Annotated in this window: 22 protein-coding genes and 1 pseudogene; 6 read left to right on the top strand and 17 right to left on the bottom strand. The window is 64.5% G+C overall.

The genetic code is table 11. The annotated features are described in order from the left end of the window. From NI2_RS32240 to NI2_RS32220, 5 genes are all read right to left on the bottom strand, one after another. Positions 1 to 1,224, bottom strand: a 1,224-nt coding sequence (locus NI2_RS32240; RefSeq protein ID WP_157104715.1) for a hypothetical protein, incomplete at its 3' end; no start/stop codon positions are given. A 372-nt stretch (positions 1,225 to 1,596) separates the two neighbouring features. Next, positions 1,597 to 2,169, bottom strand: a complete 573-nt coding sequence (locus NI2_RS32235; RefSeq protein ID WP_067498992.1) for a single-stranded DNA-binding protein — start codon at positions 2,167 to 2,169, stop codon at positions 1,597 to 1,599. An 87-nt stretch (positions 2,170 to 2,256) separates the two neighbouring features. Continuing rightward, on the bottom strand, positions 2,257 to 2,844 hold the full coding sequence (locus NI2_RS32230; protein WP_166655850.1) for a DUF4192 family protein: 588 nt from the start codon (positions 2,842 to 2,844) through the stop codon (positions 2,257 to 2,259). Positions 2,845 to 2,987: 143 nt separating this feature from the next. After that, positions 2,988 to 4,796: a ParB/RepB/Spo0J family partition protein gene (locus NI2_RS32225; RefSeq protein WP_067498988.1), complete on the bottom strand. Its 1,809-nt coding sequence runs from the start codon at positions 4,794 to 4,796 to the stop codon at positions 2,988 to 2,990. 76 nt (positions 4,797 to 4,872) lie between these two features. Beyond that, positions 4,873 to 5,121 carry a hypothetical protein gene (locus NI2_RS32220; RefSeq protein ID WP_067498986.1) on the bottom strand — a complete coding sequence of 83 codons (249 nt, stop codon included), beginning with the start codon at positions 5,119 to 5,121 and terminating at the stop codon, positions 4,873 to 4,875. Between the two features lie 373 nt (positions 5,122 to 5,494). On the opposite strand from NI2_RS32220, the gene NI2_RS32215 reads away from it, so the two are divergent. After that, positions 5,495 to 7,411 carry a hypothetical protein gene (locus NI2_RS32215; protein ID WP_133734338.1) on the top strand — a complete coding sequence of 639 codons (1,917 nt, stop codon included), beginning with the start codon at positions 5,495 to 5,497 and terminating at the stop codon, positions 7,409 to 7,411. A gap of 349 nt (positions 7,412 to 7,760) precedes the next feature. Here the strand turns inward: NI2_RS32215 and NI2_RS32210 are convergent, their stop codons facing one another. Next, entirely contained in the window at positions 7,761 to 8,771 is a 1,011-nt protein-coding gene (locus NI2_RS32210) for a LysR family transcriptional regulator (RefSeq protein ID WP_243750172.1), read from the bottom strand. Between the two features lie 100 nt (positions 8,772 to 8,871). Here NI2_RS32210 and dnaE point away from each other — a divergent pair, with 100 nt between their 5' ends. Continuing rightward, entirely contained in the window at positions 8,872 to 12,438 is a 3,567-nt protein-coding gene (gene dnaE / locus NI2_RS32205; protein WP_084477104.1) for a DNA polymerase III subunit alpha, read from the top strand. Between the two features lie 674 nt (positions 12,439 to 13,112). On the opposite strand, the gene NI2_RS32200 is transcribed toward dnaE, so the two are convergent. The 3 genes and pseudogenes from NI2_RS32200 to NI2_RS35475 all read right to left on the bottom strand — a co-directional run. Next, complete coding sequence (locus tag NI2_RS32200) at positions 13,113 to 15,095, bottom strand: tyrosine-type recombinase/integrase (RefSeq protein WP_243750165.1); 1,983 nt, start codon at positions 15,093 to 15,095, stop codon at positions 13,113 to 13,115. A 413-nt stretch (positions 15,096 to 15,508) separates the two neighbouring features. Continuing rightward, positions 15,509 to 16,390, bottom strand: coding sequence for a tyrosine-type recombinase/integrase (locus NI2_RS32195; RefSeq protein WP_255284056.1), 882 nt, complete (start codon positions 16,388 to 16,390; stop codon positions 15,509 to 15,511). A gap of 54 nt (positions 16,391 to 16,444) precedes the next feature. After that, positions 16,445 to 16,699, bottom strand: a pseudogene (locus NI2_RS35475) (site-specific integrase); the annotation flags it as partial. A 109-nt stretch (positions 16,700 to 16,808) separates the two neighbouring features. Here NI2_RS35475 and NI2_RS32190 point away from each other — a divergent pair. Further along, on the top strand, positions 16,809 to 17,636 hold the full coding sequence (locus tag NI2_RS32190) for an ATP-dependent DNA ligase (RefSeq protein WP_067498972.1): 828 nt from the start codon (positions 16,809 to 16,811) through the stop codon (positions 17,634 to 17,636). A 76-nt stretch (positions 17,637 to 17,712) separates the two neighbouring features. Here NI2_RS32190 and NI2_RS32185 read toward each other — a convergent pair whose 3' ends face one another. Both NI2_RS32185 and NI2_RS32180 read right to left on the bottom strand, forming a co-directional pair. Then, on the bottom strand, positions 17,713 to 18,168 hold the full coding sequence (locus tag NI2_RS32185; protein ID WP_067498969.1) for a DUF3085 domain-containing protein: 456 nt from the start codon (positions 18,166 to 18,168) through the stop codon (positions 17,713 to 17,715). A gap of 463 nt (positions 18,169 to 18,631) precedes the next feature. Continuing rightward, a complete protein-coding gene (locus NI2_RS32180; protein WP_067498967.1) occupies positions 18,632 to 18,856 on the bottom strand; it encodes a hypothetical protein in 225 nt (74 codons plus the stop codon). A 22-nt stretch (positions 18,857 to 18,878) separates the two neighbouring features. On the opposite strand from NI2_RS32180, the gene NI2_RS34290 reads away from it, so the two are divergent. After that, entirely contained in the window at positions 18,879 to 19,040 is a 162-nt protein-coding gene (locus NI2_RS34290; protein ID WP_157104714.1) for a hypothetical protein, read from the top strand. Next, entirely contained in the window at positions 19,037 to 19,321 is a 285-nt protein-coding gene (locus NI2_RS32175; protein ID WP_067498965.1) for a hypothetical protein, read from the top strand. The genes NI2_RS34290 and NI2_RS32175 overlap by 4 nt, the downstream gene beginning before the upstream one ends. A 451-nt stretch (positions 19,322 to 19,772) precedes the next feature. Here the strand turns inward: NI2_RS32175 and NI2_RS32170 are convergent, their stop codons facing one another. The 6 genes from NI2_RS32170 to NI2_RS34280 all read right to left on the bottom strand — a co-directional run bounded on the left by NI2_RS32170 (position 19,773) and on the right by NI2_RS34280 (position 23,515). Beyond that, positions 19,773 to 20,759, bottom strand: coding sequence for a S1 family peptidase (locus NI2_RS32170; protein ID WP_067498963.1), 987 nt, complete (start codon positions 20,757 to 20,759; stop codon positions 19,773 to 19,775). A gap of 995 nt (positions 20,760 to 21,754) precedes the next feature. Beyond that, positions 21,755 to 22,036 carry a hypothetical protein gene (locus NI2_RS32160; protein ID WP_067498958.1) on the bottom strand — a complete coding sequence of 94 codons (282 nt, stop codon included), beginning with the start codon at positions 22,034 to 22,036 and terminating at the stop codon, positions 21,755 to 21,757. Then, a complete protein-coding gene (locus NI2_RS34285) occupies positions 22,033 to 22,563 on the bottom strand; it encodes a hypothetical protein (RefSeq protein ID WP_133734322.1) in 531 nt (176 codons plus the stop codon). Before NI2_RS34285 ends, NI2_RS32160 begins: the two co-directional genes overlap by 4 nt. A 196-nt stretch (positions 22,564 to 22,759) precedes the next feature. Next, positions 22,760 to 23,092 carry a hypothetical protein gene (locus NI2_RS32150; RefSeq protein WP_084477097.1) on the bottom strand — a complete coding sequence of 111 codons (333 nt, stop codon included), beginning with the start codon at positions 23,090 to 23,092 and terminating at the stop codon, positions 22,760 to 22,762. After that, on the bottom strand, positions 23,089 to 23,328 hold the full coding sequence (locus tag NI2_RS32145; protein WP_067498953.1) for a DUF6374 family protein: 240 nt from the start codon (positions 23,326 to 23,328) through the stop codon (positions 23,089 to 23,091). Before NI2_RS32145 ends, NI2_RS32150 begins: the two co-directional genes overlap by 4 nt. 43 nt (positions 23,329 to 23,371) lie before the next feature. Next, positions 23,372 to 23,515 (bottom strand): hypothetical protein, encoded by a 144-nt coding sequence (locus NI2_RS34280; protein WP_157104713.1) that lies wholly within the window; start codon positions 23,513 to 23,515, stop codon positions 23,372 to 23,374. A gap of 217 nt (positions 23,516 to 23,732) precedes the next feature. Between NI2_RS34280 and NI2_RS33420 the strand changes: the two genes are divergently transcribed. After that, on the top strand, positions 23,733 to 23,843 hold a 111-nt coding region (locus tag NI2_RS33420; protein WP_157104712.1), incomplete at its 3' end, for a YegP family protein.

The following is a 23,843-nucleotide window of genomic DNA, read 5'->3' as shown; positions in this document are numbered from 1 at the left end:
GGGCAGCCCGGTGCGGTTCTCGCACCGGCAGTAGTCACACAGCCCGTCATCGCTACGCAATATCCCGTCGCAGGCGTGGACGGGGCGTTGGTCGGTGGTGGGGCGTTCGATGAAGCACGACACGCACCGCCATCCGGCGACCGGGGTCATCGCGGTGGCGAAGTCGTCGAGCCCGTTGCCCTGGAACACGAACCCTTCGCGGCGGTCGGCGCGGGAGCGCAGCCCGGTCCGTTCGGCGGCCCAGGCGTGGGAGTGTTCGGGGGACTTGGTCGATTCACCGGCCAGGGCGCGGTCGTGGTCGCGTTGATCGGCGACGTGCACGCAGTACTGGTGATCCCACATCGCCTCAGCAAGGTCTGCGGGCAGCGGGGCCCGTTCACCGGGTCGGCGCGGTGTCCACCCCCGCGGCGCACCGGCGGTGAGAGTGACTCCGCGCGCGATCAACTCAGCCCACCGTTGGCGCAAGCGGGCTTGCTCCACAACCTCGGTGTCGACGAACAGGCTCTCCCGCACATACGCGGTGACCTCGACCGGTTCCGGCTCCGCGGGGCGACGCTTGCCACGCGCGAGGACGCGGGCCCGGATCTGCTCGGGGCTGAGACGGGACGCATCAACGCGGCGGGAGACGGGCATGGTCAAGCGCGGCAGCGGGTTGCGCCAAGTGCGGATGGACTGGCGGGGCATCTCCGCGGCGGCGAGCTGGACCTGAAAGGTCGCGAACTCTTCGGCCACGCTGGTGCCGTTCGTTCTGGCGCGGGTCTCGATGAGCTGGGCCAGGGCGTGGTTGTCGTGGGAGTGCAGGCCGGGGTCGGTGTCGGGCACCAACCGCACCAACCGTTCGCGTTCGGTTTCGTCACCGGCGGACCAGCGGGCCCGCAGACGCAGCAGCGCCGACTCACGCGGGTAGAGGGTGAAGCACTCGACCATGAAATCCAGGACGTCCCAGTCGGCGTCGGTCGCCAAGTCCAGCGCCGGACGGAACATCGCGATCGCGGCTTTGCGATCGATGGTGAAAGCGAGCTCGATCGCCGAGATCGCATCCAGGAACGACCGCGTATCCGGCACCGCCGCCACCGATGCTTCGGTGGCGGGCTCGCCGGATGGCGGCTCGGCGCCGACGATATCGGCGGCAGACAGAGTGAGATCGTGCCGGTCGAACCCGGGCTCGACACTGTATGTGGTGAGGGTGGTCGTGGGGGAGATGGTGGGTGCGTGAACGGACACAGCTGTTCTCCTGACTGTGGATGGTGAGATGGTTCGGCACCTGGGCGCGCTGGAACTGCCACGCTTTTCGCGAAATAGGGGTGCCGGGCTGGGGTGGGCCCAGCCGAGGGCTGTTCACCAGGACAGCGGGCGACACGACGGCGGGAACGCGCCATCTGCGTGCGGGGGCGAATTCCCCGCGCGCACAACCCCGACCGCCGGCTGGGGCTGGGACGGGCGCGGGGGATTCGTTTCCGCCGGGCGCGGGCCCGACGGCGTGGCGCACGATGGCCTGGTAGCCCTCGAGCGGCTGGGCCCACCCCAGACCGGTGCCCCGACCCACCACCTGCCTCCCCGCTCGCCACCGCAACGGCATCGGAGAACCGGGTCAGGTCAGAACGGTGGTTGTCCGAAATCACCCATACCGACACCGGCCAACGCGGGCTCGGCCCACGCCTGGCTGCCCCGGCCCGCCGGGGCGGAGGTGGCCCACGGGTCAGAAGCATCCGAGGTCCGCGCAGCGGTGGCGGGCTCGGCCGCAGAGGTGGCGCGGGTAGGGTTGTCGGCGCCGAACCCGTTGCCGCTGCCGTTGTTCGGTCTGCGTCCGGTGCGGGTGACCTGGGCGCGGGCGAACCGCAAGCTCGGCCCGACTTCGTCGACCTCGAGCTCGAACACCGTGCGTTTGTCCCCGTCGCGTGTTTGGTAGCTGCGTTGCTTGAGTCGCCCGGCGACGATGACGCGTGCGCCCCTGGTCAGCGACTCGGCCACGTTCTCCGCGGCCTCGCGCCAGATGTTGCAGCGCAGGAACATTGCGTCCCCGTCACGCCACTGATTGGTATTACGGTCGAACACCCGCGAGGTCGAGGCGACAGTGAAATGCGCGACCGCATCACCCGCTGGGATGAAAGTCAGGTCGACATCGGAGGTCAGATTCCCGATGACTGTGATGACCGTGTCTCCGGCCATGACGAACTCCTTAGCTCAAATGGGGGTGGATAACACTGATTTCGAGGGGGAGGTTGCAAAGAACGACCGGGTTCTGACCGCTGCGGGTCAGGTGATGTCGATGCCGAGGTCAGCCGCGATCACCGCTGCGGCCTCGGCGAGTGCCCGGATCTGTTGGGGTGGCAAGCGGTCGTCGAGCGCGGTTGCCAACAGCACCGCGATGGGGTGGGTCGGGTCGGCATCGAGGGCTGTGGCAAGGGCGGTCCTGGCGAGCGCGGTGTTGTCGTGGTGGTAGGCGCTGTAGGAGAACAAGGTGACGGCCTCGGCGCGGTCGTGACCGTGGGTCGCCGCCGCGATCTGGAGCCACAGTGCCTCCGCCGCTCCGTGGTACTCGCTGCGGGCGAGACCGTACATGATGTCGCGGATGGTTCGGTCGCGCAGCAGCGCGACGGCCCAAGCAAGATCCTCTGCGCCGACTGGTTTTTCTTGCGCTGTGCTGATCTGGAACAGCAGCCACACGGTGCGCTCACGTCGTAGATCGAGGACGCGGTCGGGAGAGCGCGCGGCAGCGAGCTCGTCGCGGTCGCGGGCAATAGCGTCAGCGAGGTGGGAGCGAACCTCGTCGACCAGGTCCGGGTTCGGGACGTCGGGGATGCTGCGGAGCTGCCGCACCGGTGATGCATGATCGGTTGCCACAGAATCGAACCCGCAACTTCGAGGATATCGGAACCGGGTGAAAATCACGGGCCTCATTCCGGTTGGGTAGTGGGAGCGCCTCTGTCGAAGCGAGGGGGTGAGGCGGTCCGAATCGATTCCGTGGATTCGAACCGCCGCTGCCCTCACGCGGCGTGCGCGAGCTGCTCCTCTTCCGGGGGGTCGTTGTCGTCGACGGTCCCGCGCTCGTCGGTGGCGGGGACGGTCGTGGAGTTCTGGTCGAGGGGGATGGTGCGGTAGTCGAGATCGCCGGCGGCGGCCAGTTCGACGTCGACGAGCCGGAACTGTTCGTTGCGGTCGCTGGCACGTCCCCGGCTGGCCAGGTGTTCACCGACCGCGGCGAGGAAGTGCAGGTAGGCGGATACGGTGGTGGACTGCCAGGAGTTGGTGCGCCAGCAGTCCTTGTCGAGGGTTGATTCGTGGGCGGCGAGCACGAGTCCGAGGGTGATCACCCACGCCCTGCCCGCGACGGCTGATGCCGCGGTGTCGGTGAGGCCGGTGCTGTTGTCCGCGTTGAACAGGGTCAATGCCAGTGTCCGGGCGCGGATTCCGCCGAGGAGGGTGGTGTCGCGAGCCAGTGAGGTCGCGACGAGCTCGGCGCTGCCCGGCGGTGGGGTCCGCAACGTGAGCACCCGTGCCAGGAATTCCAGTCGCCGCTTCTTCGCGGCGGCGCCGCGCTTGTTCAGCTCGATCACCCGCCGCCGTTCCTCACGTTTCCGGGCGCTGTCCGCTGCCGCCTGCTCGGCAGCGACCCGGGCAAGATCACCACCATCACCCTCACCGCCACCCTCGCCGCCTTCGGGACGGTCACCGCGGGTGTCGGGGCCTCGGCGGTGCAACCCGGCGACGTCGAGCTGATCGACGGGCAGGTAGTAACTCGGCATCCACATATCCCGGTACACCAACCCGGCAACGCTGCGCAGCCCGTCGGCGGGTTCGGTGCCGGGGAGGTCGGCGTCGAAATCGACAGTGTCGGGGTCGATGACCTCATCGGTGGTGGGGTCGAACAGTTCGGCGTCCTCGACCAGATCCATCGCCACCACCCACCGTCCCGGTTCGGCGTCGATCGCCTCAGGGGAAACCGGTTCGGCGTTGGTATCGACGAGGTCGTCGACAGGAACGTAGGTGTCGAGGTCGACCTCGACGGATTCCACGTGCAGGATCGGGTGCCCGACCGCGGCATAGGGCAGGGCCGCGGTGAGCCGGTCGCGGCGTCGGGCACGGTCGGCGGCGATCATCTCGGCGTGGTAGTCGAAGTTCCACCGCACCGACGACAGCTTCTCCACCGCGGCGTGGTCGCCGAGCTGTTCGTATCCGGCGATCACCTCGAGTTGGTCGAGACTGAACTGACTGGTGTCCAAAAGGTTCCGGGCCGTGCTCGATCGGCCGATCTTCCCGGCCTTACGGATCTGTGCGGTGTCGGTTTGCAGACCTTCGGCGATGCGGGTGGCGGTGGCACCGAGGTCGAGCATGTAGGCCACCCCGGCCGCGCGCGCCGAATCGGTCAACTCGATGCGCCGGTCGTTGAGGTTGATCTGATCCAACGCCCGCTCGATCAACCGTTCCGGATCATCGATCGACCGGTCGGTGGCCTCGATATAGACAGGCACCTTCGCAAGGCCGAGGGTGCGGGCGATCAACGCGCGGACCTGGCCGTCGACGACCACGACGTGTCCGTCGGGGCCGCGCTGGGCCAGGATCGGATCGCGCACCCCGAACCGCCGGATCGACTCCACCTCTTTCGGGTGGGCGTCGAGATCGATCTGGTCTTCGGGCCGCACATTGTGGCCGATCACCAAATCAGCCGGGTCCATGCTCACGGCCTCGGCGGGCGCCGGCAGCGGAGCGAGCACGGTGATAGTGGCCTCGGTTCCCGGCGAGGACTCCTGATCCAGGTCGGCGGATGTGTCGGGCTCGATGGTGGTGGTGGACACGAAAGCTCCTTGCGTAGAAGACGACAACGGCGCGACCACACGCTGAAGCCAGTGGCGCGCCGAGAGTGGACGAAGGTCAGCGGGCGGTGCGGAAGCGGCGGCTGACGTTGAGCGGATACAGCCGCAGCGCCCCGGTCTCGTCGGGCAGGTAGGTCCAGAACCGGCCCCGCCACCCCCGCACCTGTTCACGCCACCGCTCGATGACGGGGTGGTCGGCGAGCGCGGTGATGGGTCCGGCGGTACCGAGGTGCTCGCGTCCGGCGAACTCGGTCCGTGAGATCGACTCCACGGCGGTGACGTCGATCGCGGGTGGGGTTGTGCTCATTCGGGACTCCTGTTCGGTCAAGGGGTGATCGCGTGGCATGCGCGGCGCGGTGGCCGACGGCCACCCAGTTCAGGGTTACGCTGGATGTTTGCTGGTGTCGGGTGGTGTGGAAGGGGTGTGGTGATGGCGAGGAACCGGTGAGTGGGTTACCGCGGTACGCGCCGATGCTGGCCGCCCCGGGGGCGTTGCCGGTGGACGACGGGCGGTGGGCATTCGAGCTCAAGCACGACGGGATCCTTCTCTGAACTTGGCAAGTCGGCGGGCGGTAGGTCGGTCACCGATCTTGGCGGCTATGTCGTCCAGCCATGTCTCGGGTGGGTGCGACAATCAAGGTGCGCGTATATCCGGATCGCGCACTGACACAAGGAGTCCGATGGCGCGCGTGCCATGGGCAGCACTTAGCGGCGACGAGGTCGAGGCAGTCGTTGCGAACCTGCTCTATAACGAACACCGACGAGCGTGGCGGATCAGGCCATCACAAGGGGACTATGGCATCGACGTGATCGTGCCCCGCGATGTCAGCGGATCAGTGGTATGGGATGTCTACCAGGTCAAGAAGTTTGCTCTCAATCTCGATGATAGTCAGAAACGGCAGGTCGAGAAGTCGTTCAGACGGCTGATGGTTGGACTGGTGCGCAGGGGCTTTCCGCTCGGTGACTGGTACCTGGTAATGCCGCTGGATCCGACGATCGACAACCGTCAGGATTGGTTCGACAAGCTGCCCGGCGAGGTTATCGATGACATGTTCTCCGATACCCCCAAATTGCCGATTTCTGCGGAGGAACGCCAGCAGCCCTTGACCAGTGATGAGCAAGCACTCATAGAGGCGTGGCGTCAGACGTCAGGGCGCATAATCGACTGGCACGGTCTGAACTACTGCGAGGCCATGATCTCCAAGCACTGGTACGTCCAGGACTACTACCTCAACGGCGGCCGTGACCGCCTGAAGAACGCCGTCGCTGAGGTCGCAAAGATCCTGCAGCGCGATCTCACACTGCGTGACAACGATTCCGCCACCTCGATACTCACTCCGGCCGAGTTACGCGAACATTTGCGGCGCGTGCAGACGGCTTTGGACGGGGATCCGCACTTCCGATATGGGGTGAGCTTGGATCCATTCAGGCCGGAACTGCACGAGGAACAGGACCTCCTCGCCGCGACTCAGCAGGTGGCCGCAGACGGCTCATGTCTCACCTTCCGCATCTACCAACGGTTCGACGAAGCACTCAACGAGCGTCCCATCCCGATACGACTTGAGTACGCTTTCGAGGACCCCGCATTCGACCGCCGAGCCTACGATCGATGGCGCAAGTACGGGATACCGGCCACCCTTCCTGCCACGGTCGATGTCGATCTGCTCGGAGGCCTTGCCACTACGGGTGAGGTGGGTGTTGTGCGAGTCAGCGCAGCGCAAAGCCGTCATTACGAGATACGGCTTCGGGTTTGTGGAGCAGCAGGTCCGCTCAGTACCGAAATTCTTTTCAAGATGGCCTCCGTCTCCGGTCCTGATGGCACCGGAGTGTGGTCACATGGCATCGATGCGAGCGGGCTCGTCACCACGGACGGCTTCTTCGACCTGAACGGTGACGGCAATACCATTCATTTCTCGATGGGCGATGTCACAGGTCACGACTGTGCGGTAGCACTGCCAGCAGTAGAATTTCTTGCAGCGTTGACGTATCCGAATATGCTGCAACTGGGCGAAAAGTATGGGCCGTTCCACGATTTCCACCAGATCCCGGTTGGTCAGCAGCTAATCCATCCGATGGTTCTCAAACTTCTGCGCGCACTGGCGAAGATCCAAGCACATACGGCAACACCGGTTCTCGTACCGGATGTCGATACCCTCACGAGCGCAGATTTTCGAGCCATCACGAGTGTCGTGTCGCTGCTTGAAGGGAGGGTCGTTGTCGGGACCTGGGAATCTTCAGAATGTGAGGTTGTCAACAGCGCCCTCGACCTCGATGGCCACTATCAGCTGGCGTTCGATAGCGAATTCACAGTGGTGCTCGGGACTCAAAAGGTCACAATCCCAGGTGTTGTCACCACGACGTTGATGTCGGTGTCACTGGAGGACCTTGGCAATGGACGAGCGCGTATGCTACCGAACCTCAATGCTACCGCACACCGGACGTATCACCCGGAAAGTGCCCCACCCTCGGGTATTCACTTGCCCATTGTTGCTGCAGTCCGTCCGCTTGCCAACGCCGCTGAAAGCCGCAGCCGTACAGCAGATGTCGTACACGGGCCAGATACCACCACGCCCTCATCGGAAGCTATACCGAGTTAGGAGCCATGGTTGAGGGGCCGACATTGGTGACCAGAGTGTCGGTGGAGACGGGGCGGCGGTCCTGCACCGAAGTCGACCTGCCCAGGTCGCGTCAGGAAACCAGTCGTGGGTCGGGGTCGATGTAAATCCAGAACGGCGGCACCCGGATCAGTCCGCTCTCAAGGTCGAGACCGCCGAGGATCCCGCGTCGGGCAAGCGGCGAGCAACCCGCGGCAGGCTTGGCGTGCATGCGTTGCTGCAGGGGGCCAACTCCGGGGACATATATTTCGTTGTCGAACGAACGTACCGCTCAGCAGTGTCAGGATCGCTGAACGGACGATTGGCAAGTCGGCACAGTCGGGCCAAGTGGTCATCGTGTGCAGAACGCACGGTCTGGCTCCGGGACCCACATCGAATCTACTGCGTTGCCGTTGTAGCTGGCGATGACGAAGTCGATCAAAGAGTTGAGCTGGGGATGGTCATTGATCGCTTCCCGCCACAGCAGTGCCATGGGATAGGCGGGCGTCGGGTTGACGATGGGTATGCGGCGAATGTCCGGGTGCCACGGTGTCGTGGTTCCTTCGCCGCCGAAGGTGACCAGCGTCGTCGACTCCGCGATGCGGTCGACCACGTTCGCGAATCCGATACCGCCCTTCTGTTGCTCGGTCGTGATTGTGATTCCGCAGCTGTCGCCGAGCCGGCCGTAGAAGTCGCCCACTTCAGAATCGAATCCGGCCCCGGGCACCCACGCGGTCAGGTGCGCGAGGGCTTCGAGGTCGACGCGGTCGCGGTCCGCGAGCGGATGGCCTTTCCCGACGAGCAGATGTAAGGCATCGAGGTAGGCGGGAATGGCGCTGACATGTGTTGGTAGTGGCCGGGCGTGCCAGTGTCTGCGGGCGAAGGCGACGTCGACTCGACCGTCGATGACGGCGTCCCGCGATGTCGTAGCCGGGCCCATCATGATGAGTTCGATCTCAGCGTACGGGTGCTTCTCGAGGTAGAACCGCATCAGATTCGCGTCGGCGATCTGTGCGCCGTGCACCGCGACACGGAGCACTTGCGAATCGCATACTGCGGCAACGGCGGTGTCGGCCGTGGCAAGTATCGAGCGGGCGTGGGGTAAGAACCGGGTGCCGTGAGCGGTCAACGCAACGTTGCCGATGCGGCGCTCGAATAGTTGGGCGTTGAGTTGACTCTCCAGCTTCGCGATCCGCTTGGACACCGCTTGCTGGCTGATACCCAGCACGGCCGCAGCGAGGCCGAATTGCCCTTCGTCACTGACAGCGACCATCGCGCGCACTGCGGACAGATCGAGATCCAAGTCAAGCACCTGCTTCCACATCCAATGGTTGTTGGCTGACGCTTGTCGATTGTTCGACATGACCGCACTCTAGCTGGTCATATACCTGCGATACAGCCGGGCGTGAATGTCGCGCTCGACAACCAGTTAGGTACTGACAGCGGTCGGAATGGGTGGGTTGATGGCAATGAGTCGCGCGTCTTTTGTTCATCTGCACAATCACACCGAGTACTCCATGCTCGACGGTGCGGCGAAGATTTCGCCGTTGTTCGCGGAGGCGGAGCGGTTGGGGATGACCGCGGTCGGGATGACCGACCACGGCAACATGTACGGCGCCAGCGAGTTCTACAACTCCGCGAAGAAGGCCGGGATCAAGCCGATCATCGGCATCGAGGCCTATATCGCTCCGGCGTCGCGGTTCGACACCAAGCGTGTGCTGTGGGGTGATCCGTCGCAGAAGAGCGACGACGTCTCCGGTTCCGGTGCCTACACCCACATGACGATGGTCGCCGAGAACGCGACCGGCCTGCGCAACCTGTTCAAGCTGTCGAGCCTGGCCTCGATCGAGGGCCAGCTCGGCAAGTGGGCGCGGATGGACGAGGAAATCATCGCCCAGTACGCCGAGGGCATCATCGCGACCACCGGCTGCCCGTCGGGTGAGGTGCAGACCCGGCTGCGCCTGGGTCACGACCGCGAAGCCCTCGAAGCGGCGGCGAAGTGGCAGGAGATCTTCGGCAAGGACAACTTCTTCCTCGAGGTGATGGACCACGGTCTGTCCATCGAGCGTCGCGTGCGTGAAGGCTTACTCGAGATCAGCAAGCAGCTCGGCATTCCACCGCTGGCGACCAACGACTGCCATTACGTCACCAAGGACCAGTCGACCAATCACGAAGCGCTGCTGTGTATTCAGACCGGCAAGACGCTGTCGGACCCCACCCGCTTCAAATTCGACGGCGACGGCTACTACCTGAAGTCCGCGCAGGAGATGCGCGCGATCTGGGACGCCGAGGTCCCCGGCGCGTGTGACAACACCGAACTCATCGGCGAACGCGTGCAGTCCTACGACGAGGTGTGGGAACACCGCGACCGGATGCCGATCTTCCCGGTCCCCGAAGGCCACACCCAGGCCAGCTGGCTGCGCAAGGAAGTCCTCGAAGGCCTGGATCGCCGCTTCCCCGACGGTCCGTCGCGTGAATACCTCGATCGCGCCGACTTCGAGCTCAAAGTCATCTGCGACATGGGGTTCCCCGCCTACTTCCTCGTCGTCGGTGACCTCATCAAGCACGCCCTCGAGGTCGGTATCCGGGTGGGGCCGGGTCGTGGTTCGGCCGCCGGTTCGCTGGTCGCCTACGCCATGGGCATCACCAATATCGACCCGATCCCGCACGGTCTGCTCTTCGAGCGATTCCTCAACCCCGAGCGCGTGTCGATGCCCGATATCGATATCGACTTCGACGATCGCCGCCGCGGTGAGATGGTCCGCTACGCCACCGAGAAGTGGGGCAGCGACCGGGTGGCCCAGGTGATCACCTTCGGCACCATCAAGACCAAGGCCGCGATCAAGGACTCCGCGCGAGTGCTGTTCGGCCAGCCCGGTTTCGCCATCGCCGACCAGATCACCAAGGCGCTGCCCCCGCCGATCATGGCCAAGGACATCTCGGTCTCGGGCATCACCGACCCCGAGCACGAGCGGTACAAGGAAGCCGCCGAGGTCCGCGAACTCATCTCCACCAACCCCGACGTCGCCAAGATCTACGAAACCGCGCGTGGTCTGGAAGGCCTGATCCGCAATGCCGGCGTGCACGCCTGCGCGGTCATCATGTCCTCGGAACCGCTCACCGACGCGATCCCGGTGTGGAAGCGTGCTCAGGACGGCGCGATCATCACCGGGTGGGACTACCCCTCGTGTGAGGCCATCGGCCTGCTCAAGATGGACTTCCTCGGCCTGCGCAACCTCACCGTTATCGGTGACGCCCTGGAGAACATCAAGGCCAACCGCGGCATCGATCTCGACCTCGACACCCTCGCACTGGACGACGCTGCGACCTATGCCATGCTCGCCCGCGGCGACAATCTTGGTGTCTTCCAGCTCGATTCGGTGGGAATGCGCGAGCTTCTGCTCCGGATGGCCCCGACCGAGTTCAACGATCTCATCGCATCGAACGCGCTCTACCGACCCGGTCCGATGGGAGTGGGAGCGCACTGGGCATACGCGGACCGCAAGAACGGCCGTGAGGCTGTCACACCGATCCACCGGGAACTCGACGAACCGCTGGGAACCATCTTGGGCGAGACCTATGCGCTGATCGTCTACCAGGAGCAGATCATGCAGATCGCGCAGAAGGTGGCCGGTTACTCGCTCGGCCAGGCCGACCTGCTCCGGCGAGCGATGGGCAAGAAGAAGCCTGAAGTGCTAGCCGCTGAGTTCGAGAACTTCCGCAAAGGTATGCGCGCCAACGGCTACAGCGATGAGGCAGTCACCGCCCTGTGGGAGGCGGTCTTGCCGTTCGCCGGCTACGCCTACAACAAGTCACACGCTGCGGGATACAGCCTGGTCATGTACTGGACTGCCTATCTCAAAGCCAACTTTCCGGCCGAGTACCTGGCCGGTCTGCTCACGTCAGTCGGCGACGACAAAGACAAGTCCGCGATCTATCTGGCGGACTGCCGCAAGAGGGGCATCACGGTTCTGCCGCCCGATGTCAACGCCTCCCGGGCAGACTTCGCCTCAGTCGGGGACGATATTCGCTTCGGTCTCGGTGCCGTGCGCAACGTCGGCGCCAATGTGGTGTCGTCGATCATCACCGCCCGCGAGGAGAAGGGGAAGTTCACCGACTTCTCGGACTACCTGGAGAAAATCAACTCACTGGCATGTTCGAAGAAGGTCACCGAATCGCTTATCAAGGCAGGGGGATTCGACTCTCTCGGCCATCCACGCAAGGGTTTGGCGCTGGTCCACTCCGATGCGATCGACGCGATGATGTCGACCAAGAAGGCCGAGGCGATGGGCCAATTCGATCTCTTCGGTGGGGAGGATGTCGACGAGTCGATCGGCTCTGTGTTCCATGTCAAGGTGCCCGACGAGGAGTGGGACACCAAGCACAAACTCGCCCTCGAACGCGAGATGCTGGGTCTATATGTGTCAGGCCATCCCCTCGACGGCATCGCCGCAGCGCTCACATCGCTTACCGACACCTCGATCGCCGCCGTGCACGCGGGTAAGGTTCGCCACGGCCAGAAGATCGTCATCGGCGGCATCGTCGCCGCGGTTGACCGCCGCGTCAACAAGAAGGGTGAACCGTGGGCCATCATCGAGATCGCCGACCTCGACGCTGCCACCGAGATACTCGTCTTCTCCTCGACTTATATCAGCTGTCAGCACGTTCTCACCGAAGACTCGGTCTTGCTCGTCACCGCGAACGTGACGGTCCGTGAAGGCAGGACTTCAATCCTTGCTGTCGAGATCTCCACGCCCGACTTGGGGATCGGCGGACCATCGTCAGCCCCGATTGCCCTGTCCATTCCTGTGCACGCATGCACGCGCCCCAACGTCGATGCCCTTCGTGAAGTCTTGCAACGCCACCCGGGGGACACCGACGTGCACATCGTGCTAATCGGCCGTACGACGAAGCGGTTGGGCATAGACCCGAGATTCCGGGTTCACAAGACTCCAGCCCTCCTCGGAGATCTCAAAGCGCTGTTCGGAGCTGATTGTTTGACGACAGCGTCGGTTGTAGAGAAGGTGTAACACGGTCCGTGACCTGGGCGGCCGGGCTCGCGCAGGACGCACGCTATCATTTTCCGGTTACGGATCATCCGGCGAATCCTCTCGCGCGCGGCAAGGAGATCGGATTCGATATCGGGCCGTTATCCGGTGCCACGGATCATGGGGCAACATGGGCTCTGAACAGCATTTACGTTGCATTTTCCGCCGATGCTACGGCTACCCCAGGTGCGGAGAGTCCGCCGCCTGATCCATCCCCCAACCGGACGTCTGAGATGAATGGACGGGGCGTTAGCGCGCCGCGATCCCACGGGTTGTCGGCTACGGGGCCGGAACCTGCGTGAGACCACCGAGTGCTACCCCCGAACATGTCGAAGCGCTGTCGGCGGCCACCGCAGACCTCGGTGACGGCTTGGTCGTCGGCGGCGAGATCGCCGGACTGGACTTGGCAATTGGGGCACATCTCTTTAGCTCCAGTCGGGGCATCGCACATGCCGACCTGCGACAACGGCGCGCCAGTCACGCACGAAGCGCCCCGTCATCCGGGCCAAGCTCAAATGTGGTGCTTTTCGGCGGTTACTACCCGAACCCGCACTGGCCCGCGTCGGTGCCGATAGACGCACTATCAGGACCGCGTGCTCGTGGCAACCATGCTGCCGGGTTGCCGGAGCGCGTTGTCGTCGCGATGTATACGGTGCTTAGGGTGGCGTCGGGTCGAGTTGTCGGCGTTTGATGTCGATATGGCGCAGAGTCTGTTGCAGGGCGTCGACCTCGCCGAGCCACTGCTTGTCGCGGGCCTGGCAGAGACGGTCGCGGGCGTTGGCGGCCATGTCGTCCAGGCGCGGCAGTTGGGCGCGGTCCAACCGCAGGAACGGGCAGCGCACGCAGGCGTGTTCGTGGATGCACGGGGTGCCATAGGGGCGGAAGCAGTCGCCGAGCTCGACGCGGCGTAGTAGGAAGTGCTTCTCGAACTCATCCCACTCGTGGGTGGTGGCGTCGCGATATTCGAGCGATTCGCGCAGGGAGCGCCGGTGGTCGATGAACTTTTGATGGTGGGCGATGACGGCTTCGGGGAAGACCGCGGTGTAGCCGCGGGTGGTGTCGAGGTCGAGGTGGCCCAGTAGCGAGGCCACGATGTGCAACGGAAGCCCCGAGCCGACAGCCTCGGTCGTGAAGAGTCGGCGAAAGTCGTGTGGGGTGAAAATCATCGGAGTGCCGTGGTCGGCGAGGCCGGCGGCTGTAGCGGTCGCGTTGAGGATGGTGCGGATGTAGTGGGCTGACAGGACTTCGTGACGCGCACCGACGGGTCGGGAAAACAAGTGCGGTAACGGTTCTCCGTGGAGTCTTTCGTGGCGGTCGTAGCGCACCGACAACGGGATTCGCTCACGACCGCATTTCGCGCGGCGTTGGACCGCTACCAGCACCTCGACCAGTTCCGGGTTCATCGGAATCAGCCGTTCGAGGTCGGTTTTCGACGGCGCGATGTGCAGCAGCGGTACGACGGTGCCGGTTGTTGCCGGGGTGTAGTGGCGGATCGAGAGCTGAGTGAGTTCAAGGGCCTCCTCGATGCGGGCCCCGGTCAGTCGCAGGGTTTCGATGATCGCCCACGCCCAGAAGCAATCACCCTCGAGTTGAGAGACATCGATCAGGCCGAGCTTGTTACAAAGCTCGGATGGCCCGGCTACCCAGATTCGTGCGCGCCCGTTGCGCGCCGTCGTGCACGGTGGATCGTGGCGCCGAAACACGACGCCATCAATGCTGAACTCCTCACCGTGGCTGGCACTCTCTGCACGGCCTAGCAGTTGTTGTGACCAGCGTTTGCGTTCGGATGCGGTGCTGACGAAGCTCGGTAGGAGTCCGGTCAGCACGCGCGTTCGTTGCTGCATTCTGGCCTTGGCGCGATTTCGGGCTTTGCTCATCGCTCGGACATCGCTGTCGCGGACGGGTGACGGTGCGGCCCAATGCGCCCAACGCGCCGGGTCCTCCAATGCCCATTGGCCGATGTCGCGGTAGAAGGCGCGCACGGTGAACAGCACCCCGTGTAGATCGGTGCGCGTCATGCCGCTGCTGGTGACGGTCAATTGCTCGCGCCAGGTCGCGGCGAGCGCCGGGGTCAACCGCAGATCCTGTTGGTCGGGGTTGATCTGGAGAACGGCCCACCAGAACAACCGGACCAGATGATGGGCGATGGCTGAATAGGTGGAGTAGTCGATGCCGGGTCGGACCTCGTCGAGGTATTCCACGAACAGGTCGCGCACGCGGCTGGGTGGCAGACCGTATCGGTCGACCAGCCCTGCTGTGGAGTGCTGCCGACTGTTGCCCTTCGCGCTCCACACTGCGCGCAGTGTGGGAGGTTCCTCGGCGAAAGGCCCTAGTTCGACCATCAACTCCCATGCCAGATGCTCGCGCCGCGTCCGGCCGGAGGCTTGCACGAGATCGGCGTACTCAAGCAGGTCATCTCCGGTGAGCGCTGTCAGCGGCTTACCGGTGCGGATCATCACCCGCACCAGACACGTCTCGGCATCGAGTTGGACTCGCCGGACCTGTCTGCGATAGGCATCGAGATTACGCAGCTGGTCGAACATCTGTGAGTCATTGAACAGTGAAAACCGCTGTGGCAGTTCGTAGAACACTGTCGAGAGCAGGAACGAGTACGACAGTCGGATGATGCGGGCAGTCACCAAGGCTGACAAGGCGCCGTGGCCGTCCACCGCCCGAGTGATGCATCCGCGTTCTTCGAGCTGTCTCGCCCACGCCCGCGGCGCCAAGTCCGCGCCGCTTGCCAGCCACCTGTCCTCCCATGTTTCGCCCGGGTACTCATCCAGCCATTCGAGCACCTTGCGCAAATGACGGGTCCAGCGCTGCTGGTTGACCGGCCTGCCCGGTAGGATCGGTGCCAGCCGGATCGGAAGGAGGCACGTTAGCTCCTCGATCCCGGCGGCGAGCAAGTGGTGTCCTGGGCCGTTGTCGGGCCGTGGTGGTGGGGACTGTCCGCCGTCGTAGCCGGCCAGAAGGTAGATACGACCTGTCGGACCGTAGCGACGGTCTTTCGACACCTCCAGCGCTGTTCGGGCGATGGTCCGTACTCGAGAACTCATTCGCTCAGCCCCAACAGTTCTCGAACGAGCGCGGCGTCGTAGCCCGCACCTACCTGGGTGATCGGCTCCGGGCGTTGGCGGGCGTGGTGCTCGGCGACCTTGGTGATGAGGTCCTCCAGTCGTGGCCGGGTGTAGAGCAACGTGGTTGAGATCGAGGCGTGCCGCAGGATCGTCTGTACGTCCACGAGGGTGAACGCGGGATCGTCGATCATTCGGGTCGCGGCGGTGTGTCGGAGGTCGTGCAGGGAGTGGTTCGTGCCGAGCAGCGTGTTGGCGCGCATCAGGACTGCCCGGGCGGCGTGATAGGTCAACGGCCGGTACGGACTTCGCATGGTGTGCCAAACCAGGCCGTCACCGAGACATCCCTGCTGTGCAGCCTCGACCAGATACAGTGCCAGCCACGCGAACGCATCTGCGGAGGCGGGGACTTCGGCCAATTCGCGGCTGCCCTTGGAGATCACCTTGATGGTGCGATGTCCGGCGTCGACATCGGTCAGATGCATCCCGAGGAGCTCCGATGCCCGAACCCCCGAGGACAGATAGAAGGCCAGCAGCGCCCGATCACGGTTGCTGCGCAGCGCCGCGAACAGATTGTCGATCGCGTGGTCGGCGATTGCCCGGGGCAGCCGTTGGGGAACCTTCTGGCGATAGGGTGCCCGCCGGCCGCGGACGAACGGTTGCATCGGATTGTGGTGGGCGTGCGCCCGCGCCCCGCCGCGGCCGTGCCGCTGCGGCACCGGATTGGCCAGCGGGCCCAGATCAGAGTCGATCGCAAAATTGTAGAACTCCGAGAGGACTGTGAGCTGATGGTTGATTGTGCGCGGTGCGTAACCCATGGTCGGGTAGGGCTTTCCGGTAATCGGGTTGACCGATCCCAACGGCGCAGCCGAGGGAGACCGTCGAAGCCGCCGCGGGTTCGGAGCCGTACGCAGGTGCTCGACCAAGTCGCGGACGTGTCGGCGTTCGGCGCGCTGCCAGGGCACATCGAAAATGTGGAGGAAGCGAAGCCACCTCAGTAGGTCGAACCCGTAGCTGCGTAGCGAACTCGGGCTCAAATCGCAGACAGACAACTCCCGAAGCCACAGCTGGCAAGCGTCGTGTGGCTGGTCCGGGAACCGGACCTGATACCCCGGCGGTCCGGGGATAGCTTCGACCGAGCCTATCGCGGGCAAGCCGGTAGCAGGCATGCTCACTCTTTCGTCTCCCATGGTGGTGAACTGTGCGTGGAGTGCGCGAGATCCGTTGGTAGTTCAGTCAACATGACGGGCCCTGGCCTACGTCGATGAGCGGTTGCGGTTGGAATCGCGCAACGGCAACGACATCACCGCGGCCTGGCCGGAACTGGCCGGGCTGGCCCCGGCCGAACCCGGATTCGTCGTCGACGGTGAGATCGTCGTCGAAGTCGCGGGCCGCTCCTCGTTCCGGGCATTGGCCCCCCGCATGCACCAACGCAACCCGGCCACCATCGCAACCCTGGCCCAGACCTCACCGGCGACGTTCATGATCTTCGACCTGCTCCACATCGGCGACCGATCCCTGACCGGGCTGCCCTACACACAACGCCGCGAACTACTCGAACTCACCGGCCTGGCCGGACCACACTGGCGAATCCCCGGCCTGCTTCCCGGCCCGGCTGCCGACGCCCTGGCCGCCTCGCAGGCGCTCGGGGCCGAGGGAATCATCTGTAAACGGCGCGACAGCTGGTATCTGCCCGGGCAACGCAGTCCCGCCTGGACGAAAGTCAAGAACGTCGCCCACCAGGAGGTGGTGGTCATCGGCTGGAAAACCGGGACGGGCCGACGGGCCGGGAAGATCGGATCGCTGCTGGTCGCGGTCCCCGACGACCGAGGCAACCTGGAATATGCGGGCAGTGTCGGTACCGGATTCACCGCGGGAATGCTCACGGACCTGCACGAACGGTTGGCGCCGCTGCAACGCCCGGATCCACCGGTCCCCGGAGTCCGATCGACCCCGGCCGGGGTGGTGTGGCTCGACCCGCACGTGGTCGGCGAAGTGGCATTCACCGAATGGACCGGCGACGGCCGCCTACGCCACCCGTCCTGGCGGGGACTACGGCTGGACAAAGACGTCGATGAGGTGGAAACACCGACCGGACGACCATAGTCACCGTCGTCGGGCACGCGAGCTGACAAGCTTTCTCGGGCTTCCCCGCAGCGCGGATCGAGCCGGAAGGGTGGGGTCAGAGACTGTCGGTCGCTGCGGAGCTGAAGCTGATGTCGAACCTGCCGTGGTAAGCGGTGAGGATGAGTAGTCCGCCATGTAAGGCGTGGTGGCGGATCATCTCGATCAACGTCACGCCGTCGAACGATTCGGTGAGGTCGATGTATTCGACGAAGTCGGTCCCGCCGACCGCGGTGCCGGAAAAGTTGAAGTGGCTGCGGTTGTCATAGCCCACCGCGTACACCACCTTCGACGATCCGTCGGGTCGAGTAGGGTCGGCGAGCAGACGAGGCCGACCGTTGGACAGCAGATAGGTGCCCTCGTCTTTTGCCCATACCAGTGCCGGCGGCACCGGGTCGGGTTTGTCGGTGTCCCACTCGGGCCAGGAATGCTCACCAGCGGCCATCGCGTGCTCGGCAATGGGCAAGACCTGCCGCAGCGGGAACCACAACTCGAACGAACTCGATCGACGCATGATGCGATACCTTTCGTTTGAACGGCACTGGGGCGTTGGCGGCTTCGAACACCGCGCACGCTGTGCCGTAGCTGTTCCGGTGAGACCGGTGAGCGTGTGGCGGATGTCGGTGGCTGCGCGTGGGCCGAGGACATCCGCCAGGTCTGTGCCTAGGGCCCGGTGAGTCGCGGCCTTACACCCTGGACGGGCCTGAACGCGCGGTGCCGGTCGCGTCGCGCGAGGACGCGGCGAAAGTGGGAGATCGGCTCTGTGCCGTGGAACGCCGACCGCGTCGCGGTCGGCGGACTCACTGCACTGAAAGCAGATGTGCGGCGACAGGGCTCGGCGTGACGGGAGGGACTGCTAGGAGCTGCCCAGCGCCGGTCTGCGCTCAGCTCCTAGGCCGTCGCACAGATTCTGTTCGCGAGAGCTCGATCCTGCTGCCGCTCTGGGTATCCCGCGGGCGGCCTGGGTTGCCCAGTGTTCAGTGCTCGCAGTCGTTGTGCACGGGCGGGCTGTAGGTGGTGGCACCGCACGCGAGGCAGGTGTGGGCGCGGTGGTGCCCGCCGACGCGGCGGCACGGCATGGCCGCGACGATCGCGCGTCCGGCGCCGAGGCGGTGCCCGTTCGGGCAGAACCGCGGCGAGGGCTCCGTCCAGATCCCGAGCCGCAGGTAGGGTCGCGCCGACTCACACACCGATGGGAACATGTGTTCGATTATAGTATCGATCATGGAGGTAGGAGACTTAGTCCGGATCGGCACGAACGGCGTCAGCCAGTTCACGATCCTCGAGATCGACGACACCACCGCCGGTATCGAGCCGACCCTGGATGCCCCCGGCGCGTACCCGTTCTCGATGCGGCTGGTCGACCTGAGCCCCTGGACCGAGTGAACACGATGAACGGCGGCGGAGACGAACCGAGCGGGCCCGCGCGAACCGAGGGGACCTTCCCTCGGCCGTTGTACCCGCAGGGGCGCGGCCACTTCGCGCGGACCGTGGTGGAGTCCCCGAAGCCGGTATGGGTGCGGCTGGACGCCATCGTGATCCGCGATCCCGGCACACCCCGCCACGTCAACGGTGCCGGACTGGACATGACCGGAGAATGCCCGGGCATGCTCACACACTGGGTCCCCACCTATGCCGGCGAGTGGCTGGGTTGTAGCCAAGGTTGAAACTGACCAATTGACCAAGCGTAAGCAGCCTCAAGTTTTACCGAACGGGTCGGCTGCATTCATGCAGCTGTCAGCTTGTGTTGTTCTTGTCCATGGCGCTGGTGATCGGGGTGATGTACCGCATCGGCCGGATGTACGGTGACCTGTCGATCGCCACCGGCCGTCGACGGCGTGCTGCGACACCCGAGTTTACGTGGACTGAGATCCGACCGCTCACGGTTCCGGCGCAGTAGCAACCCCGCTACTGGCCTCGAATCTACCTCTGCGACGTAAGTGCTGATAGCGCGTCGAGGCAGTGGGCTGGTCGGGCTGAATATCTGGTCGGGCGGCTTCGGAGTCGCCGGCAGCTGGCAATGCAACGGTTCCCCAGGGCGTAGGCCGGTTCGACGTCGTGGCCCCCGCTCTGTCGGCCATCGGGGCCTAATCGGATCCGTGTGTCTGAGGGGTGCTGCTAATCCCAGGATTCGAATCGCGCTAACCCGACGAGCCCAAGGTCGTCCAGTGCCCGGAATATCTCGCTCGAGGGTATTCCACGGTAAAATGGTGCAGCACTAGGCGTTCCGTCACTGGACTGCGTTTCGGAGCAGTCCTCGACGACCATCCCGATCACTCGACCGTCACCGGCGACGATGGGGCCGCCACTGTTGCCGGGACGCGCGATCGCCGAATACAAAAAGATCGGATCCCGTCTCGGCATGGTCTCGGTCTTCGGGTTCACCACTTCGCCCCGCTGGACAGTGATCGCCATCTCGGCGGTCATCGGCACCCGCGGGTATCCGAACACATATGTCTCATCGGCCCAATGCGGGTCCCGGAACACCGTGCCCGGCAGCGGCTTGAATCCGGCGTCGCTGTCGTCGAGTTTGAGCTCGACGACAGCGACATCCAGTTCATCGTGGCAGTGTAGGTGAATGTCGCGTCGGCCATTCAGATCGAACGGCTGGGGAGGACAGATCACCCCGAGGTCACGTCGCATGCCCTCCACGACGTGTTTGTTGGTCAACATGTGTGACCTGTCCAGAATCAGGCCGGTGCCCCACTGCTGATCCGCATCGGGGACGGCTGGGTAACCGGTGATCTGAGCAGTGACCTGGCGATAGAGGGGAATGATCAATTCCGCGCCGAAGACCTCGGACAGCCAGAGCCTTCCTCCGCCCTGCCGTTGGCTGCGTGACCCGCGGTTGCCGAAATAGACGTGTCCGCCGAGCGCCGACGTCAAGTCGAACCCGCCCGAAATGAGGAGACCAACGTGCTCCATCGCGCCAAGGATGCGCGTCACCTCACCCAGCGCCACCCGGAGCCCGATTTCTTTAAGGAATTTTTGGAAGTGACCGACCGTCCATGGAAAGACCATGCCTTCCTCGTACGGGGCATCGGCCATCTCGGCCCATCTTGGGTTCCGAGCAAGTCCGAAGAAGTCGTCGGCCAACTCGGCCACCCGTGTTCGAGTATCAAGGTCGGGCCGCGCATATCGCCCTGGCCTTCGATCCGGCATCGCGGCACCCGGGCCCTTCACGACCAACGAAGGTTTCTGCGCGATGCGTGCCGAATCATGAGGTGGAGTCTACGGACTCAACTAGCCGGGTCGCAGCTACGAGGAGACGCTGCCGCCCCCTGACTGTGGCTCGCGAAAAACCTGGTTCGGAGTCTGGCGGGACGCAAATCGCACCGAGGGGTTCCGTGGGCTGCGACCAGATCGCTCACCCGCCGATATCACAACCCCAACGCGCTAGCCGACTGCTACGCGGTCGGATCTTGTACTCGACGTCCAAGGATCCCAGAACATGTGGCCTGCGGAACCGTGGCGGCTCCCTGTCTGCCGTTGAGCTGGCGAACCTTCATGGCTATGCGATGTCGTGGGGGAACCACGGTGGATTGCACGGGCAGTTGATCGCTTGCGGATCGAGGCACTCGGTGCTGTGCACCCATTGGCGGCCGGGGCGGCACCGGCTCCCCATCAGTCGTACTTTGCCCTCCGGGGAATGGTCAGCTCGCGGGTCCGCAGCGAACCACCACCGCGGCGCTGGGTACAGCTGCTCGAGTTGGTCCATGAGTGCGCGTCCGACTCCTTGGCGGCGGGAATCGACGCCGCCGTGCCGGGCATCCGTCTCTGCATTGTCGAGCACAACCATATGCCGATCCTCGTAGACATCGATGGTTATCCGGCCCTGGCGGATCCCGTCTTGGACCGCCCACAGCGTCCTGGTCCAATACTTGCGCCCGAAGCAATCTGCCGGTGTTGGACCGACCGGGTCGACCACGATCGTTCCAGTCCATACCGGACTCGGGATGCCGCTCTCGCCGTCCATGACATCGATCGTAGAACCAGCATTAAAAAACACCGGACGCCGCGGCGCGGACGCACCGAAAGTTCGAGTGTCCGCGTGACGGACGAGGTCCGATCCTGCGTGCACGAGCTCGGCTATAGCTTTGTCACATTCCTCTGCGACGCAATAGCTTCCAGCCCGCTTCGCACAGGTAGAAGGCGGCCATGTACGGCTGCGCTATCGCCTCAAACGATCCCCCGGCCACGAAAGCGGCATTCCCTCGCGAATCCGCCCCGGTGATCTGCTCGGTTCCGGCGCGACCGAACAGCGGCCAGTAGAACCCATGCGCCGCACCGGATCCCGCCCGCCAGGCAAGAACCGTCTCCTGGACCAGGGTCTCGCAATCGGGATGTCCGTTGTAAGCCGCACGAGCCGCATCCTTGATCATCTGGTCGTATTGAGGCCACCCGACTCACCCAGTGCGAATCGCTTCGCAGCCATCTGTTCGTGCCGCATCTCGACACCGACCGCAACCTTGTCTGTGCCCTCGTGCCTATCCTCGCCAGCGAGAACCTGAAGGCCACGGAGGTAGTCCAAATGCCGACTCTGCATCTCGGCGACGACCGTGTGGTGGCGGCGAAGCCGCTCGGCACGCTCGTCAGGAGCCAAAAGCCACACCGTCTGCGCTGCCCCGACCAAAGCCGTGCGGCACAGCGTCGAGTGGGCAGTGGGAAAGAGATTCACCACCGGTGACGAGCTTGGATCGATATGAACCCGCAGCGCTTGAAGATGCTCGGCTGCAACCGATAGGCCGCCATATGCGACTTGGGACAGTGCGAACCCTGGCCAATCATCGTCGTCGCCGACCAGCTGACTGCCCGACCATGGCTCGAATATCGGGGCTGCGTTGCGCCACCGGTCGAGCTGATCGAAGGTGCCCCGTACCGCGGCCTCGTATTCACCCCGTCCACCCATACCCGAATGCTATGCACGCCATCGCTGCGGTGTCGCACCAATTTTCCTTTGGAGGCAGCGGCCCACTCCTCAGGTGAACCTCGGGAAGCGCAACATCTTCCTCGACGGCCGTCTGGGGGCGGGGCGATCGCCCTGCACGGCGCGCTGGATGTTCACTGACCACTTGCTCTGCGTGGAGATCAAATAAGAGGCGATGTCATCGGTGTTGGTGGGTGACCGCATGCTGCGAGCACCATTGCTCGAGGTGGAGCAGTCCGTGCCCGTTGCCGGTGTGGATCGTGAAAGTCACCAGCGCGAGCCATGTCCCGTCCGAGACCCGCGCCCACGCGTGTAGCAGCCCCGGGGCGGTGTCGGTCAAGCGCAGACCACCCTGGCGCACCCGAAGGGGTACCGCGTCTACTCGGAAATGGGTCGGTCGGGTCGTGATGGCCGCGGCGAGGTCCACGGTGACCGGTTGCGGTGGATCCACCATCATCCGCAGCGGTGGGGTGAACTGCTCGGGCCAGGAATCGAACACCGAGGAAGTCATCGCTGCTCCCGCCGGTAGTCCTGGCAACCCATCGGCGACTGAGCATGTAACCGTCGAGGGCAACTGGACACCGTGTCGTGGCGCAACCGGGCCCGCCGTTGGGCATCCAGGCACGCGGTGATGGCGTAGACCTGGGTGGGGTGCACCAGCACACCGAACGCGGTCGCGTCGAGCACTTGTCGGCGGAGCGCGGTCAACGCGGCCGCGGTCCAGTCCGGTCGCGACGTCTGTGCCATGTCAGTCACCCTACAGTCATTCGAACATATATTCGACTCCTGTTTAGTCGGATGTGAGGGTGCGGTGGGCGATGCCGAGGCAAACCAGCAGGTCGCTCATGCGGTACTGGGTCTCCCACACGGCCGGATCATCGGGATCGAGCTCGGCGTCGAGCAAGGCCTGTCGATCGATCGAATCTCTTCCCATACTCAGCATCGACGCACCAAGCCGGTGTGTTGTTCCACCGGCGACGGAGGTGTCCGCTGGTGTCCGGTCGGTGTCTGCCTGCGCGGCGCGCATCGGGGTTTGCGGTCCACGTTTGCCCTCGGCAGGTTGGGGTGCGTGTCCGTGCAGGTCAGGCGCAGGTAGGCGTTTACGCTCGGGAGTTGTCAGGCACGTTCTCGAGGTGTGGAACGAGGTAGTCATGGCAGGCAAGTTCGAACTGTTCACCGACGCCGCGGGCAAAGTCCGGTGGAGGCTCAAGGCCGGCAACGGCGAAGTGATTGCCCAAAGTCAGGGCTATGCGAGCAAGGAG

The sequence above is a fragment of the Nocardia ignorata NBRC 108230 genome (assembly GCF_001612905.1).
Classification (GTDB): Bacteria; Actinomycetota; Actinomycetes; order Mycobacteriales; family Mycobacteriaceae; genus Nocardia; species Nocardia ignorata.
This window is presented reverse-complemented; position numbering and strand designations above follow the sequence as displayed.